Here is a 17,059-nt window from a genome sequence, read left to right on the forward strand (position 1 = left end):
TCCGTCTGTACTGCACATCGTTCTATCCACGCTACGATTTAAACACGAAGACGAGCCATGTTCTCTGTAGACTGCTCTATGAACGGTCGTTACTCCGACTTTGAGGAACTGCGGCCGACCGGCGAGGCGTCCCACATTCCGGACACGAGGCTGGATGACGGGTGTGAGGGAGACCCCCGGCGGCAACGCGTCGCGACGAGTACTGGTGGCTACCCTGATGCGCCGACGGTAACCGATGGCGAGTGCCAGTCCTGTGGGGCGTCAGTCCCAGACGGCCAGACAAAATGCCGGTTCTGTCTCACCAACCATCTCGGAAGTGACGCCACTAGCACGAACGAGACAGCGTCGACGACGTTTCTCGGCATCGTTCACCTGGTCGTCGAGTCGACCACGTTCTACGGCGCCGTGGCGAAGGGCGGCGCCGCTGCGAACCTCCTCTCCGCCAACGAGGCGGAGCCGGCTGTCGACGACTACACGCTCATCTACGATCTCGATGAGGCGTCGGCGCGCCAGTTGGCCGAACAATAGCCCTCACTCCCCGACGCGGTACAGGTGTCGGCAGCGGCGGGAGAACGGCTTCTTAGTGCCGCCCGTGACCGGGCTGGGTGGCACGGGCAGGGAGCGTCGGAGCGTCGGGAGCAGACCCCGACGCGGCTCTACGACCAGCGTGGGGACGGCATCCGCGACGCGTCACGGCTCACTGAGGTCCTCGACGACGCCGACGACGCGGTGTGGCTGGTTCCAGCGATGGCGCTGACCGAATCTACTGGCGAAGCTGGGGCTGATCGCCAGATGTCGGCGGTGCCGGCGACTCTGGAACTCGACTGTCAAAACTGTGGACGGGCAACCGACCACCGGTTCAAGACCCATGAATCAATCCCAGATGAGGCGTGGACGGGACAACCGATCTGGGAGTGCCGGGTGTGTGGCTCGGCTCGCTACGGACCCAGTCTCGAGTAGCACAGGGTTGGATGTCGATTAACCAACATCTTGCATGGTCTCCGAGCTTTGTTGGTTAATACTGTGAGCTCCTGCGACGATCTGGAGTCAATACACCAAATCGAGCCAGCGACAGCCGATTACCCTGCGTTCGAATAAGAGATCACGTCCTTCGACATGCTCGCGACGTTCATCAACGAGCAGCCGGTGGAGTTCGACGCGATCTTCGAAGAGCTGACTGAGGAGGTCAAAGCAAGCCTTGAAGCGGAACGAGAATAGTAGGAGTACTGAGAGGATTTGCGTATAGTTCACGGGATTGCTCGTATCTCATGGACCGCGCGGGATACTTAAATGAATGGTCAATATTTTTACCATGATCGCTGTACAGCGGGAGGTTATGCAAAATGAGGAGCCCTATGGTATATGCGGGTCAATGATGTAGCATGTCTGGGAGCAAGGCGCACATAACAGAGCCCTCGGAAATCGCTCAAGACCAGTTGTCCCTGTTCGACGCGTTATCAGGCGACGATGCAGAGCGGATTATCCCGCTCAGCATGCTCGAGACACAGCACTACTGTGAGCAGAAAGCCCGGTTCCAACGTGGCAGCGACTGGGACGAAGAGTCACTCCCAGCACGTCTCGTTCGAGGACGAGAACAACACAGCGAACTCGCCGAAACAACGACTTCAACCGATAATGAGTACACGCTCGCAGACGCATGGGATGACATCCAGTCCGGGGATGTCTCACTGATCTACCCGCCCTTCGCACACGAATTCGTGAACATGGTGGTAGTCGGACGACCGATGTTTCTCCGGTTCACCGAGAGTCAACCATCCCAGCTGACGCTCGTCCGCGGCGTCACCAAAGAACCGTACACGGAGCGACTCTTCTCAAACGAGGAGTTTCTGTTGTGGTGTCACGGCAACTTGTTGGACCGAATCGGGTTCGACGTCTCAGACCTTTCGATTCGCTACCTCAAGTACCCTCAGTCGAAGTTCGACGCTGTCGAAGTGAGCAGAGCACAACTTCTGCTCGCCGCCGAAGACGGTGACGACATCACCGTTCAACTTGACCAAAACTCCTCACTACACCCAAACATTCGGCGCCATCCGATCACGTACGAACGGGACAGTGAACGAGGGAAGCAACTCCGGGCGTACGCCGCATTCTGGCGAGACGACGGCGACGACCCTGACGGTGCGAATCACTGGAAGCAATGTGCGAGTTGTCGCTTCCAGCCACAGTGCGACTTAGCACTCGCCGAAGGGGACCACCGCGGGTGATCACTGATGAATATCCAGACGCTGATAGTCCAAATGATGCACAGCCGAAGGCGACCACGGAAATGGCCACTTCGGGCGACAGCAATCGGAGGACGTCCATGATCGGCCTCACTGTCCTTCCTGAGCCGACGATAGAACAGTGTGAGAGGACCCAACTCAAAGACATTGTCCACTACTTTGACTCTGAGGTCGTCTTTACCCCGGATCAGGTCCACGAACCGTTTCTCAATGCTACTCTCGAAGATTCCGTAGAGGTAATGACTCAACCGCTGGCCCGTGGGCGGGCCACGCAGATCGCGTGCGATGACGATACACGGTTGGTCTGGGCCTCGACTCCGGCCGAACTTGAGGAAGCCATCCAATTAACACAGACCGGAGTACTAGAGGACCGCCCGGAGTGCTTTATTCTCTCCGACCAGTTGCGTGTCTCCGTCGACCTGATCGACTTGGAAGCCCATCTCGATGGCCTTGCGGAGTATCGAGCACCGTTCGACAAGCACGATGCCGTCGACGCGTTTACGCACCTCACGGTTGAAGCGAACCCGAAGTACCGCGCAGAGTGGGAAGGTATTGATGTTCAAGGTGTAATGCCCGGCGCAAACAAACAGCAAGGGGCCAGCGGCGCCGGCGTCGCACACTTCGAACTGCAGGCGGGCGGTGTCGTCGGGGAAAAGACACGCAAGCTGAGTGCATTCGGACTTCAAGCCGTTGACCAAGTCGGCCGGTCACGAGCAGCCACGCTCAACGAGGCCGGTATTCAATCCCGTCAGGACCTCGAATCGGCCTCTGTCCACGAAATCTCCAAGCTAGCAAATCTCGGGCAGCAAACGGCAAGAACCGCAATTGAATCCGCGCAAGTAATCGAACACGGCGAGATCCGGAAAGCACCTGGAGCAAGCCTTCCAGAGAAAGACCCGATCTTCATTGACATCGAGACTGATGGCCTCAACCCAACGATTATCTGGCTCATCGGCGTCTACATCCCGTCACAGGACGACCGGTATATGCCGTTTATTGAGACGGACCCGACGCAGCCAGCAACGGCTCTTGAGGAGTTCCTCTCGTGGCTATCCGAACACGGGAACAACCGGCCGATCGTCGCCTACAATGGGTGGAACTTCGATTTCCCGGTCATCCACGAACACATCGACGAGCACTGCCCACAATACCTCGACTTCTGGGAGAGCACTCACCGATTCGACCTCTACGACTGGGCGGTCAGAAAGAACAACGCCCTCCTCCCCGGATTAACGAACAAACTGGACGACGTCGCGCCGGCACTGGGATGGGAACCACTTGACACTGGCCTAACGGGCGCTGAGGTTGGCCGGCTATTCCAACGATACGCTGCGAACCCTTGCCCTGCTACTGAGCTGGACTGGGAGCGGCACAAACGGTACTGCGAGGACGACGTTCGCGCACTCGCACACATCTATGACCGGGTCGCAACAGCGACACGACGCATGACGACAACCAACCGCAGATCGACTTCGGCGACCGAAGACACCACGTCACAAGGAACACTCAACGATTTCTAACCAATGAGCAACACCACCCCATCACTCGACACGGTCCTGAACACTGACACACTCGAAGACACGTTCCCCGAGTATGAAGGCCAGCTGGTCGACACGATTACAGACCCACCGAGGGAGGCAGACAGGGTCTCGGCCACCGACGTACTCCCCGATACACTCGCCGAGCCACTCGAACACGACCTCTACAGCCATCAGGCGGCAGCAATTCAGGAGTTACAGGCCGGAAACAACGTCACCGTCTCGACGTCGACGTCTTCCGGGAAGACATGGATTTACACGCTGTACTTCTGCCTTCGGAAACTGCAGAACCCGGACGCCCGTGCACTCTTCCTATACCCGACGAAAGCACTGAGCGCAGATCAAGAACGCGCGATCAACGACCTATTCAACAAACTCGGCATTGATGCCTTCGCCGAAACGTACGACGGCGACACTAAAGACGACCGGAAGAAACTCATCAGGGACCGCGTCGATGTCGTCATCTCGAACTTTGCCGGGATGAACCAGTATCTGGAGTCCCATATGAAATGGCGAGATGTCTTCCAGAACTGCGAACTCGTCGCCGTTGATGAGTGCCACACGTACACTGGCGTTCACGGAATGCACGTTGCGTGGGTCATCCGTCGACTCCGACGGCTACTCGACCACTACGGCTCCGACCCGCAGTTCGTCTGCTCAACAGCCACCATCGGGAACCCCCGCGAGCACTCTGAACTCCTGACCGGGACTGACTTCCAAGTCATCGACGATGACGGCAGTCCGCATGGCCGCCGCGAAATCGCGTTCTGGGAACCACCACTTCAAGAAACAGACGGGCCCGTCGACGAACTTGGCGAAGACGAAATCCTCCCATCGATGCGACGGAACGCCGACGATGAAGCCGCAGGTGCCCTCGTTCACCTCGCAAAAAACGACGTCCAGACGCTGATGTTCACCGACTCACGGCAAGGCACAGAAATCGGCGTCAAACGCGCGATCGAAGCCGCCCGAAACCATCCAGAAAGCAGCTACGTCGACATCGACCCGTACCACGCAGGGCTCAGTAAACGGAAACGCCGTGCCGTCGAGAACAAGCTGAGCAGCAGCGATCTCGACGGCGTCATCTCGACGAGCGCCTTAGAACTTGGGATCGACATCGGATCGATGGACGCCACTGTACTCGCAGGCTACCCCGGCACCCGGCAATCCTTCTGGCAACGGATCGGCCGCGCCGGCCGCGGAACCACAGACTCCCTGTCTGTATACGTCCCGCAATCCGACGCCATCGACCAGTATATCCTGGACAACCCAGAGTACGTCCTCGAAGAAAACGTGGAGGACGCCGTCGTCGATCTCTCAAACAATCCAGTCTATGCCAAGCATGTCCTCTGCGCTGCGTCTGAACGCCCGCTCACGGAGGCCGACGCGGAATGGTTCGGGTTAGAAGACCGACTCGCACGCGCCATCGACATGTGGCAGGCAGCAGGACAGATGGTGGGTGATCTGGACCGTGGGGCGCAGTACAACGGGTCCGCCCGCCCGCAAAGCGACATCTCGATGTACGCCACTACAGACGAACAGTACAAAGTCCGGCAGGAAGACGGCGACATCGACATGGAACCCCTCGATAAAGAACGCGTCTACCGGGAGTTCTACCCTGGAGCGTTGGTCCTCCACGATGGCGACCAGTACGAGGTTCAAGAGGTGGTAGAAGACCGTATCCACCCGTACGTCACCGTTGAAGAATCACACTCTTCAAACTATACGCAAGCAATTCACGACAAGCAAATCACTGACTTAGAGATCGACCGCTCGTACGACCTCGGCAACGGGTACCAGCTCTGTGCCGGCATGGGGACCGTTCACATCAATTACAGCGCCTATAACGTCCTCAACATCCACACCGGCGAAGTCGTTGAACCGCTCGTCCCCATCGACTTGGATCCCATCTACCTCCGAACACAACTCATGTGGATCGCCTTCCCAGACCAAGCAATCAATCAGACGCTCCAAGAGATCCCATCGATTTCATACCTGCAGCCAGACGAGGGGTCCGAGTTCGCATCGATGGGAGAAGAAGAATACACGATCACCGGTGGTCTTCACGGCGGCGAGCACGGCATGATCAAAATGGCTCCGCTAGAGCTCCGGTTGGACAACAGCGACATGGGCGGGTTATCCACCCTATACCATTCAGAAGTCGGTAGCGCGGTCTGGTTCATCCACGATGCCGTCGAAGGTGGAATTGGATTCGCCCACAGTATCTACGAGAATTTTGAAGCAGTAGCCCAGCGCACTCTTGAACGGATCGATGACTGTGACTGCGGGCGTGACGTTGGCTGCCCCGCATGCCTGATGAGCAGTCAATGCGGGAATCAAAACGAACCACTCCACCGTCCAGCCGCGGTGAGTCTTCTCGGAAAAGCGATCAATCAAGTCGAGACAACCACATCTGACTGAGTTTACCACCCCCGACTGGATTTCTCCGGCGGCACTGTCTAATTAAGCCAGTTTGAGAAGCGAGCAGTTCGTAGATTTAGTGTCTTGCTCGATCCAGAACTTCTCAAAGAAACGTTGAGCACGGCGAATGTTGAATTTTGGGGACGTGATCGGACGGCAGCGCCCTGACGAGCGTTGCCGTCTGGCTCCACGCGACCGGCTGTTCGCTTCGAAAAATGAAAGAAATTCTCCGATTATTCGGCGTAAAACGCTCACCCAAGCAATCTGTCAGTGGGTTCATCCCGTCTCTGATAACGTTGGCGAGAGTCAGCAGACGAGAGAAAGCCCAGCGTTGGTACGACTGACTGTGGGTATGATGCCCCTCACGCATCGTCTACGGCGCCGAGCGGTGAGTGGGTGAGTGCTGGGCGCTGTTCTTCGGCCGGGCACGAGGTGGTGGCCCGGTACGGCCGGGTTAGTCAACCAATGGGTCTCGAAGTACTTGACCGACACAGTGAGGCACTGTTCGAGCTCCTCTGCTGCCCCGTCTGCGGACAGGAGGTGTTCACCCACATTCCCTTCGAGGGGGTGTTCTGCAAGAACTGCAACACCCAGGTCGAACTCCAAAAGTCCCGAGAGACACGCGGCTACGAGGTGGCTGTGCTCGCCTGCTTCGATACCGACACGACCCGGAACCTCCACGTCGACGAGAAACTGCGCCGCGACCTGCCTGAATGGGTCTGCGCGCGTGAAGATCCTGGGCGCACCGGGCGCCTACGAGGTCGACTGGTGGAGTCCGGAGTCGGATGGGGCTGGGAACCTGTGGAGCGTGGAGAGTTCGACTCGTCGATGATTGCCCGACCGGGCACGTTGTACCGAGCCGGGGAGTGGCCGACGCGGCCGTAGCTCGAGTACGTCGACCGACTCGCGAGCTGCGAGCAGCTGCCGCCAGTAGGCGAACGTCGTCTGGTAGTAAGCGCCGTCGTCGACTGGATAGACGAGCGTTTCGAAGTCCTCGCCGACGACCCGTGGCCCCATTCGGATCTGCTCGCACTCCAAGTGGGGGTCAGCGACCGTCGCAATTGGCGGTACTGAACATGTTCTCGCTCCGGTTCAGACTGGACACTCTCGGAGTCGGGGGAAGGTTCACAGCTTGGCTTACGAGGTGGATTCAGCAGATACCTCCGCTGGCGAATGGGCAAATATCGAAAAGGCATGGCTGGAAACCGGATTACAGAGCACTTCAGTTATCTTCAAGCTCGTTCCAACCCCGAGCGGGGAGCTCGCTCTTTCGTTGGAAAAGTATAAGGAAAACCGCGACGCCGGCGAGTTTATTACCGGCTCTACCGAGTTCGAGCGTAATCTCAAAGAGAACCTCCACGAACTCGCTAACCTTCTGGGTTGACCTGACTCGGCCCGGAAACCCGCCCACAACGGTAAATGGAAGGACTACAAACAGCAGTCAATAATGTCGGACGAGGCTGACGATTTGTATGATAAATACATCGACTACGATGGCAGAGATCTCGATACCAGGAATGTCGGTGATGGGAAAGTAGTTCGGCCGATTACGGCCGAGAACTTCGAGATGGAGAAACGGACTCTAGGGGAAGTTCTCACCGATCAGAAGTTCAACGTACCAGAGTACCAGCGACTGTACTCGTGGAAGAACATCCACCACGAACAGTATTGGTCGGACATCGAGCAGTTCGTTACTGCCGACCTGGTCGCTGACCGACGCGAGGTGTCTGACGTGTTCTTCAGCTCGATGTACTTCGCGGTCAACGACGACAAACAGGTGTACGAGGTCATCGACGGCCAACAGCGGCTGACGACGACACACCTGCTGTTGCGCGTCCTTATGGAGCACCTCGAGGACGTTGATCCAGCTTCTATCGAGGACGATACCCTCGCGGAGTTCCGGGACTATGGGATCGGGCGAATCACCGATATCCTCTATGTGGAGGAATCATTCGGGAAACGTGAGCCCCGACTCACGCTGAACAAACACGACGCTGAATTTTTCAAAGCCCTCATGATGGGGCCGTCCGCCCAGGTGGACTACCTCAAAAATGAAGCGGACTTCAGCATTCACGGGAACAACAGCGACGCGGTGCAAGTCTCGGAATGTCTGGACCGGTTCGGCATCACGGACGATGAACTCGCAGACTTAGATACGGACTCTCTCTCAATGGGGGCGTTCTTCAAACTATACCGGTCACATCGGCGGTTGTTGAACGCTTACGAGTTCTACGACAAGAAGATCAGCGACGTCATCGCCGACGCCGAGACGCCGGACGAGACGGTGCGAGCGCTTGTGAACATCCTCAATTACGTCTACAACTCCTACCATGTCGGGGAGTACCTGATTCGAGAGGCGGAATCGGACTTCCGGATGCAGATTTTCGAGATTTTAAATGACCGTGGCGTCGATCTGACGAAAATCGACCGTATCAGGGCCGCAGTCGTGAACGCCTTCTTCGATACCGACGTGAAAGACGAGTACGTCGACAAGTGGGAAGACATCGTAGTAGCGTTTGCAACCGATGGTAATGCCATCGACGACTACCTCTCGATCTATCTGAGTATCGTCGACGATGGCATCGACAGGATTGGTGATGCGAGCGCTGAACTGACCAACGCCTTCGACACGCGGAACATCGACTCGGATGTCGTCCCGCGCCTCCGGAATCTCGATGAAGCGAAGGCCTTCCTCGACTACGCGCACGACCTCGTCGACTACTATCAAGATATCACAACCACGGAGCTCGCCGCTGAGGACCTTGAGTTAGCCAGTCACCGAGAGCAGTGTCGGGAAATCCTTGTTCGCCTCAATAACCAACAGATGGACCAGTGGCGGCCGTTCGTCTTGGCGCTCTACTATCACACCAATCCTGAATCGGAACGTGATGCAGCACAGTTCTATCGCGTATTAGAGACCATCGAGAAACTCAACCTGCGCCGCCTCCTCATTTCTGAACGACCGAGTATTTTCCGCGAGGTGTTCATCGAGGCCGTCGAAGAGTTCAACCTCGCACCAACCGCGGATGGGACTCCAGACAGTGTGTACGAGGCCTCTCGAGAGTATCTCATCACCGAGATGCGTTCCTCTACGCCGACGCTGTTCGGCGACCGGTTCATCGATACGGTCGTTCAGACGCAGTCCTGGAGTACTGGAACGGCGCGACTGCTCTTCGGAAAGATCGCCCAGGATTACTTCGACGACGGTAGTCGTGCCGTCGAGCGAGACCTGAATATGGGGAACATCCATCTCGAACACGTCCTACCGCAGACTCCCGTCAGCGACCCAGAAGACCCTACGTGGCTTCGCGAGTTTTTCAAACTCGATTCGGAGCCGGATATCGAGATTGCGTCAGAGATCGAGCGCTATATCGAGCTGGTGCAGCGCTCGGATCTCGATGAAGAGGAGGAGCGACTGAAAGACAACATCTCGGAGTTCATCACGCAGGGGTTCATCGACGATATCGGGAACTTCCTCTTGCTCCGCGATACCGATAATATCGGAGCGAGCAACCGACCACTCGCCGAGAAGATGACGCAGTACTACTCCGAGATCGACGGGTTCGCGAGTATCTACCCCAATCGGTATTTCACGGCCGAATATGGCAACGTCGATCGCGAATTCCTCGACAAACTCCGTGAGCAGCACGATGGCGGTGATGTTTCGAATATGGACGCCGATGTAGTGGCGTATTTCAATTCCTTCTGGACTTATGAGACCCTGCAGGATCGACGAATCGAGCTCCTGCTGGATATTCTGACGACGCTAGGGTTCGATTCGTTTGAAAACGAATTCGGGATTGAATTCGACCAAGATGAGGTACGCCAAGAAATTCGAGAGAAGACTGACCAAGAGTTCGAGAAACGTCTGTCCGTCCGGTCGCTTTGACCCCTTTGAGAAGTCGGCTTTGCGAGCACCTGTAGAAGCCTACTCAACTGACTATCCTATTCAGCTCTGCCATCCTCACAGAAGGTGGCGACCACCTTTGCTGAAACGATAGAAACGAGCGAAACGAGCAAAACGAAGACAAACATCAAGGACGAGTGGAACGAGCGGACGATCTAGATTCCCGACGATGTCTTCAACGAAATGGAGGATACCTACCTCAAGTCGCAGCTAAAGCTCCGAAAGGCGGGCCAAGACGAATTCAAGAAGAACCGCCACTTCTACCCGCTACTCGTCCAGTTCGGTGTTGAGGGGCTCTCTGATGTGGATGCTGAGAAAATTCAGGCTCGGCTTTCGGAACTCGGCGAGAAGTGACGCCGCGCAAAACAAAGCGCAAGCACAATTCTATACATCACTCCGTGTCAGGCGATGAGGGAAGCGTCGCCTCGCTGAACTCATCCTTGATGAACACGATGATCAATCCGAGTATCGCGTCTATTCGTTCACGGTTGGAGTACATGTGGTTGTTATCCGTCGTCACCACCCGACTATTCTGATTCATTTCACGCATATTGGCGGCATCACACAAGATCTCCCTCTCAATACGATCGTCGACGAAGCGCAGTCGTTTCTGCTCGTCTTGGAAGACTGTAAAGCGACTGGCTGGTGTCACTCAGGCTTCAATCGCATATTTCTCGAGTAGCGTAGAGACGGCCGCAGATTAACCAACAACGGCGGGTATGAGTAAGCCTCGTTGGTTAACAAAGTGCTCTCTCTCTCTCGAGACCAGCGACAGTCACGACATGGATCTATCCCGATGCTCAGCGATGTTTATCGCCCCAGAAGGGGTGAAGGGGCTGTTCCGCTGTCCCTTCGGAGTCAACGATGGCAACGAGTAACATCTATACGACGGCGTTCGACGAAGACGTCCAGACGACTACAACTGAGTGTCCAGATTGTGGTGGTAGTATCCGACAAACCGGCCGTGAAATGACCTGTGAGGACTGTGGACTCATCCTCGAGGAGAACCAACTCGATCGAAGGCCCGATTGGGGGCGGAGCGACGGACAGGAATCGAAGAAACGAACTGGCGCACCACTGACGCCGACGCGTCACGATCGGGGTCTGTCCACCGAAATCGGCTATCACTGTGATGGGAACGGAACCACGCTCTCGAGTCAGAAACGACGGCAGCTGAATCGGCTGCGTCGCGAACAGTCCCGTGCACAGTGGCAGTCGAAAGCGGAACGAAACCTCGCGTATGGGCTCGGTGAGGCCAGGCGGATCGTCGCTCATCTCGGTCTAGCGAAGAGTATCCGTGATCAGGCATGCGCGCTCTTCCGACAGGCCCAATCCGAGGGGCTCTGTCACGGTCGATCGCTCGAGGCGGTAGCCGCAGCCAGTGTCTATGCAGCAACTCGATGTAACGGGCTCGGGCGATCACGGGCAGAAATCACTGCCAGTGCTCGCTGTGATCAGGGGAGACTCACCAACGCCTACGACGCGATGAACATCGACCTCGAGTTACCGACACAACCGATATCGGTGATCGATCGGATTCCAAAACTAGCGACGGAGCTCAAGGTTCCGGACCGAGTCCGTCGACGGGCAGTTGAGCTCGCACAGCAGGCGAGTGAAGCTGGACTCACGATTGGCCGTCGGCCGAGTGGCGTCGCAGCGGGGTGTTTGTATCTTGCTGCCGAGCGAGCTGGATTGTGTCTCACACAGCACCAGATCGCCGATACTGCAGGAACATCGCCGAATACACTTCGAAACCGACGGGACGAGCTACTCGAGCTCGACGCCTGCTAAGAAAGAAGGACGGGATGAAGGCAGCGAGACTCCGCTCGAACGGTGACTCGTGTAGGTTTTTTCACCCCCTGAGGGGTGAGGGGCGTTCTCAAAATTGAGCGTCCGTCATCGAAACCAATGACTACGAGCGACTGTTCGCAGGTGTCCTTCGAAGACTCGGACACCAGACGCGATGAGATGCATAGCACGATGGAAGCGTGGGCCAAAGACCTCGTCGACGAAGTCGACGACGCAGCCTCGAGTGAGCAGTTCAAGAAGTGGCTCGATGTGCAGAGTCGTTTCCACGATTATTCCTACCGAAATACGCTCCTGATCAACCGGCAGTGTCCGCATGCGACTCGCGTTGCCGGCTATCGGACGTGGCAAAACGAGTTCAATCGACATGTGTCGGAAGGCGAGAGCGCAATCTGGATCTGGGCACCGATCATCGCGAAGCAGTGTCCCGACTGTGAGAACTCTCCATCATACCACGAGCGAAGCGACTGTGAATACGATGAGACGCCACCTGAAGAGTGGTCGAAAGGTCTTGTCGGGTTTCGCCCAGCACCAGTGTTCGATATTTCCCAGACTGAGGGAGAACCACTGCCCGAGCTCGAGACCGAAGCGACTGGAGATGCCGATGAACTACTTCCAGCGCTTCTCGAGGCAGCCCCGTCACTCACTGTGGATGTGGCGGTCGTCTCCCAACCGGAGTGGACTCACGGCGATGCCAAGGGCGTCTGTCAGTATCGGTCTCCTGCAGAGCAACCACTAATCGAGATTCGCGATCGTGAGAACAGTGCCGATATCGCTGTGACACTCGTCCACGAATACGCGCATGCACTCTTACACAATGAGACCGACGACAAGACCGAGCGCTCGAAACGCGAACTCGAGGCAGAGGCAGTCAGCTACATCGTCGGACGGTACTTCGGGATAGATACGAGCGGGTCGGCGTTCTATCTGGCTGCATGGGAAGGTGACGAGCCAGAGGTGATCTTCGACCGGCTTGAGCGGATCAGTTCGACTGCCCAAGAGATCATCGACGTCGTCAACATGGTGACCGACGATGAGTGATCGACCGCTCCTGGTCGAGATCATCAATGCACTCGAAGAACAAGGCCTTGACCGGGACGAGTACCAACTCCAACAGGTGATTGATGTCGAAGCCCTCGAGCGACTTGTAGACTCAACGGGCCCACACACTGATCTCGAGATTTGGTTCTCGATTGGTGAGCTCCGTGTAATAGTAACACGATCCGATGTCGCCGTAATCAAGGTGTCGTAACGGGAGTTCGCCGAGTCAGACTAACAGTCAGTCCAATTCCCAGTAACCGCTCGGTGCAGTTTGTGTGGTGCCAGACCGGTCGACTACGACAGAACATGCGACGTTCTCGGAGTTCGCTACGAACCAGACGACTGACTCGATGCCAGCCAGTCAGCTATTGACCGCTGAGATCGTGACGATGACAGCTGACAGGCGGATTGCAATCTCTCAAGTGAAAGCTATTATCGTCCACTTTTTGCCAGCTTGAATATTTCTATCATTAGATTGTGTGGATTCTTACTAGACTAGTATATCGTTTTTATTCACCCCATAAGAGTGAGGTGATAAAGTAAATTCACATAGTAGGTCAGGAACTGAAATCATCAGAACTCGAGTGGGATATCAGTATCAGAGCTAGACGGAGTACTCATCATCAACCCAAATAGCAGTTCGAAGTCCATGACTCACCATCAACTATATACAAGTGCACCAACGATCAGGGATAAGAGCATGTCGACGCTACTTATTCAATCTTGCTCAAAGTCTAAAAAACAGACAGATGAGCCCATTTCTGCTATGGAATTGTACTCGGGATACTTCTTCAAAATCATAAAAAAGTCGAGAAGAGAAGAGACGGTAAATTCAAACATTGATGTGGGTATTCTGTCTGCAAAATATGGATTTATCAAGTCTGATGAAAAGATAACCGCTTATGATCGCAAGATGAACTCTGAACGAGCAATGGAAATTGGATCAACAATGAGAGAAGAACTTCGAAATTACATATCACACGAAGGCTATAACCGAATTATCATCAATGCTGGAAAGGAATACCGGAAGGCGATAAATGGATTCGATGATGGTCTGTCTGTTGACATATACGAGATTATTGGTGATGGGCTTGGGTTAAAAGGCCAATCGCTGAAAAAATTCTTGAGAGGAGATGAATCCGGTATTATGAAGGTGAACTAATGTCCGAATCAGTTATACCATCCATCGATTTCGAGGTGACTTCGACGGCTGGAGATGCTCGAGCAGGGTCATTATCAATCAGAGATACAGTAATTGAAACCCCTAACCTCTTCCCTGTGCTGAATTTCTACGGAGGGGGAACAATAAATAGCAACTACGGGGGTGGAATTCATCGGACTGTCAAGGAATTCATGATCGGCCATGAGCGGATTAACGGAGGTGATTATTCCAAGTTCTTTGATGGAGTAATGACGTCCGTTTCGTCACTGACCGACTACAATATTACCAGAGAAAGGTATGACGATTATGTGTCGCAGCCAATCAAAGAGCGTGATGTGTTCTCTCCCTTTTCTGGCATATTATTTATTGATTCTGGGGGGTTCAAATTCCTCAGTAGTGATGAGCTTGATGGAAGCAACTTCCAAATTGAAATAGACCAAGAGAAAGTCTATGAGATCCAGCAGAAGATGGGTGCAGATATAATTGTCAATCTTGACCGACCGATTTCGCCTGACGATACGCATAACCAACGTATCGAAAAAGCCCAACAAACTGGAAAGAACATCGCGAAGTTCCTTGAACTTTCATCTGATTTTCGTGGGGCCCGATACTTGACACTTCACGGATATAACTATTCGATGATGGATGAGTTCCTTACTGAAATCACTCGCTATACTAGCGCTGAAACGCTTCGATCGGCTTTTGATGGAATCGCCCTTGGAAGTCTTGTTCCGAAGAAAGATGATCGGAACGCGCTGATTGATGCCGTTATTGACTGTCGTGCCGTTCTCGAAGATTGGGGATTTGAGGAATTACCGCTTCATGTTCTTGGAATCTCGAGCCGAGCAATTCCACTTCTCGTCGCACTCGGAGTAGATACCTTCGACTCATCAACATATCTTCAAACTGCGATAAACGGTGGGTATTGTACGTCGCTGATGGAGACAGTAGACGTCTCCGAAGCGGATCCTGAACAATGTGACTGTACAGTCTGTTCGTCAGAATACTTGAAAGAGTGGATGCTAGGAGATGCACCATACCAAAAAGATATGCTGGGAGCAGTTGCGATGCATAACTTAATAATTCAGAAACGTTCAATCTTCGAAATACGTGACCGAGTCAGATGCGGTGAGACGGAACCACTAATTGAGTACATCGAATCAACCGTGGCACAAGATAAGCCAACAAGAGAACACGCGCATCGAGTTGTCAACCATTCGCTCGGAGGGTACTTCTAATGAGAAAGAATCCAAAAGTCAACGAAGTAAATGAATTTCTTGAGATTGCCAGCGATTTTGAAGATCCACTCGAGGTAATCCGAGAATCACTATCGAACGCATACGACGCAAACGCTTCGAACGTCGAAATTGAAATCAGAAGCCGTGAGATGGGGTCTGATATCATTATCGATGACGACGGCGACGGGATGAATCAGCGCGACCTGGAGTCATTTTTCGACTTGGGGAACTCACGAAAGACGGATTCGATCGGGTACAAGGGCCACGGTACGAAAATCTTCTATAAGAGTGATCGCATCGTCGTCAATACTGCTTCTGATGATGCGAATCTCCGTGCAGAGATGGACGAACCTTGGAAGAAGCTCAATCAAAGAGAGCTCCCACAGTATGAGGTGACCGAAACTCCCGTTAGAGGGGGGAACTCAGGCACGAGAATTCGAATCCGAAACTTCCGATCCGGGCAGGGGTTCGATCCGGAATCACTCACGTATAAAAAGATTGAACACTATCTGAAGTGGAAGACGATTGCCGGCTCAACAGCATACCTGTTCGACGACGAGGATCGGGAGATGAACATCACCGTAAAGCTGGGCGACGAAATCGACGACTCCAGACCAAAGCTCGAAACGACGACCCGGTTCGAATTCCCTGATGAACGACTCGAGCCGGATCACTCGTCCGAGTTCCCAGCCGAACGGATGTGCAAGCACTACAACCCGACCGAAATCGAGATAGAATACGAAGGCGGGACGACGACGCTACAAATCGTCGGCATGGTCGGTGGAAAGGCCGCTCGAAACGAGCTACCAACCTACGGGAAACACTCCGCACAGTTCGGCGTCTGGCTGGCGAAAGATCATATCAAAGTCGAGCGGGTGAACGAGGCCATCTCGCACGACAACGAGTTCCTTCACTTCTTTTTCGTCGTCAACTGCCAGGACATCGAGCTCTCAGCGAACCGGGAGTCTATCCGGAACAAATCCAGTCCTGTGTACCAGCGGCTTACAGAGGAGGCCGAATATTATCTCTCCAAAGTCGCTCAGGATCCATGGTTCAAGGAGTACCTCGAGACTCGAAGAGATGCCGAAATTAAACGTCGTGCTCGAAACCGTCGAAGCTCGTTGAAAGACCGACGAGAGCGCATCGAATCAGGAAAAGCGCTCGAACCAACCAACCGGACGGAGGTGTTGCTCGCACTCGAGCGTGCCGACGGTAAATCGGGTGCTTCAACGATCACTGTCGAGGATTTCGACCCCAACGCAGACGTTCACGCAATAGTGAGACAAGGTGGTAAACTCAGAAACGCAGCTGTACATCGTTCGCTGACGGATCACTTCGAAGATGATCTCACATTCGAGGAAGTTGATCTCATCATCTGCTGGGAGTATGGTGATCCCACGACGCTACGTGAGTACGAACGAATGGGCTATCTCGGTGACGAGGTTGAATTCCAACTCGAGAATAATGGACTCGTCTACGGAGATGATGGACAGTCTTTCATCGAAATTCTCTGCCTAAATCAAGAGTCGGATAAAGTGACCCAACAAGCTGTCATCAGCGACTGATTCTACAGGAGCAGTACTACGGGTGTAGTGGCCCGTGGCTTCGTCTGGTCTCTGGTACGAGGCCAGAGGAACGACCGAGGTCCAACACAGGCTCGGAGTCGTTCGAAAATCGAAGATACTTGTTCAACTATAGGGCAA

At 54.5% G+C, this 17,059-nt stretch carries 12 protein-coding genes and 4 pseudogenes; all 16 read left to right on the forward strand.

Annotation, left to right across the window (positions count from 1 at the left end):
* Positions 1-78 precede the first annotated feature (78 nt).
* The 16 genes and pseudogenes from NDI89_RS20395 (at position 79) to NDI89_RS20465 (ending at position 16,921) form a co-directional block, all read left to right on the forward strand.
* Positions 79-960 (forward strand): annotated as a pseudogene (locus NDI89_RS20395) (biosurfactant protein 1).
* A gap of 422 nt (positions 961-1,382) precedes the next feature.
* Positions 1,383-2,225 (forward strand): hypothetical protein, encoded by an 843-nt coding sequence (locus tag NDI89_RS20400; protein WP_277524393.1) that lies wholly within the window; start codon positions 1,383-1,385, stop codon positions 2,223-2,225.
* 98 nt (positions 2,226-2,323) lie between these two features.
* Positions 2,324-3,763, forward strand: a complete 1,440-nt coding sequence (locus tag NDI89_RS20405; protein WP_277524395.1) for a ribonuclease H-like domain-containing protein — start codon at positions 2,324-2,326, stop codon at positions 3,761-3,763.
* Between the two features lie 3 nt (positions 3,764-3,766).
* Positions 3,767-6,202, forward strand: a complete 2,436-nt coding sequence (locus tag NDI89_RS20410; RefSeq protein ID WP_277524397.1) for a DEAD/DEAH box helicase — start codon at positions 3,767-3,769, stop codon at positions 6,200-6,202.
* 84 nt (positions 6,203-6,286) lie between these two features.
* Positions 6,287-6,521, forward strand: a pseudogene (locus NDI89_RS20415) (IS6 family transposase); the annotation flags it as partial.
* 146 nt (positions 6,522-6,667) lie between these two features.
* Positions 6,668-6,967, forward strand: a pseudogene (locus tag NDI89_RS20420) (DUF7567 family protein); the annotation flags it as partial.
* Positions 6,930-7,034, forward strand: a complete 105-nt coding sequence (locus NDI89_RS24095) for a hypothetical protein (protein WP_425607772.1) — start codon at positions 6,930-6,932, stop codon at positions 7,032-7,034. The pseudogene NDI89_RS20420 and the gene NDI89_RS24095, both read left to right, overlap by 38 nt.
* Positions 7,035-7,334: 300 nt before the next feature.
* Positions 7,335-7,586 (forward strand): hypothetical protein, encoded by a 252-nt coding sequence (locus NDI89_RS20425; RefSeq protein WP_277524399.1) that lies wholly within the window; start codon positions 7,335-7,337, stop codon positions 7,584-7,586.
* A 183-nt stretch (positions 7,587-7,769) separates the two neighbouring features.
* Positions 7,770-10,091 carry a DUF262 domain-containing protein gene (locus NDI89_RS20430; protein ID WP_277524401.1) on the forward strand — a complete coding sequence of 774 codons (2,322 nt, stop codon included), beginning with the start codon at positions 7,770-7,772 and terminating at the stop codon, positions 10,089-10,091.
* Between the two features lie 105 nt (positions 10,092-10,196).
* Positions 10,197-10,463, forward strand: a pseudogene (locus tag NDI89_RS20435) (DUF8160 family protein); the annotation flags it as partial.
* Positions 10,464-10,973: 510 nt separating this feature from the next.
* Positions 10,974-11,900, forward strand: coding sequence for a transcription initiation factor IIB (locus NDI89_RS20440; RefSeq protein WP_277524405.1), 927 nt, complete (start codon positions 10,974-10,976; stop codon positions 11,898-11,900).
* Positions 11,901-12,017: 117 nt separating this feature from the next.
* Positions 12,018-12,956: an ImmA/IrrE family metallo-endopeptidase gene (locus NDI89_RS20445; RefSeq protein WP_277524465.1), complete on the forward strand. Its 939-nt coding sequence runs from the start codon at positions 12,018-12,020 to the stop codon at positions 12,954-12,956.
* Positions 12,949-13,167, forward strand: coding sequence for a HalOD1 output domain-containing protein (locus tag NDI89_RS20450; RefSeq protein WP_277524407.1), 219 nt, complete (start codon positions 12,949-12,951; stop codon positions 13,165-13,167). Before NDI89_RS20445 ends, NDI89_RS20450 begins: the two co-directional genes overlap by 8 nt.
* 489 nt (positions 13,168-13,656) lie before the next feature.
* Positions 13,657-14,118, forward strand: a complete 462-nt coding sequence (locus NDI89_RS20455) for a DUF6884 domain-containing protein (protein ID WP_345781983.1) — start codon at positions 13,657-13,659, stop codon at positions 14,116-14,118.
* Positions 14,118-15,356 (forward strand): tRNA-guanine transglycosylase, encoded by a 1,239-nt coding sequence (locus NDI89_RS20460; RefSeq protein ID WP_277524411.1) that lies wholly within the window; start codon positions 14,118-14,120, stop codon positions 15,354-15,356. The genes NDI89_RS20455 and NDI89_RS20460 overlap by 1 nt, the downstream gene beginning before the upstream one ends.
* Positions 15,356-16,921 (forward strand): ATP-binding protein, encoded by a 1,566-nt coding sequence (locus tag NDI89_RS20465; protein WP_277524413.1) that lies wholly within the window; start codon positions 15,356-15,358, stop codon positions 16,919-16,921. Before NDI89_RS20460 ends, NDI89_RS20465 begins: the two co-directional genes overlap by 1 nt.
* Positions 16,922-17,059 lie beyond the last annotated feature (138 nt).

Source organism: Natrinema salsiterrestre, assembly GCF_029502005.1.
GTDB lineage: Archaea > Halobacteriota > Halobacteria > Halobacteriales > Natrialbaceae > Natrinema > Natrinema salsiterrestre.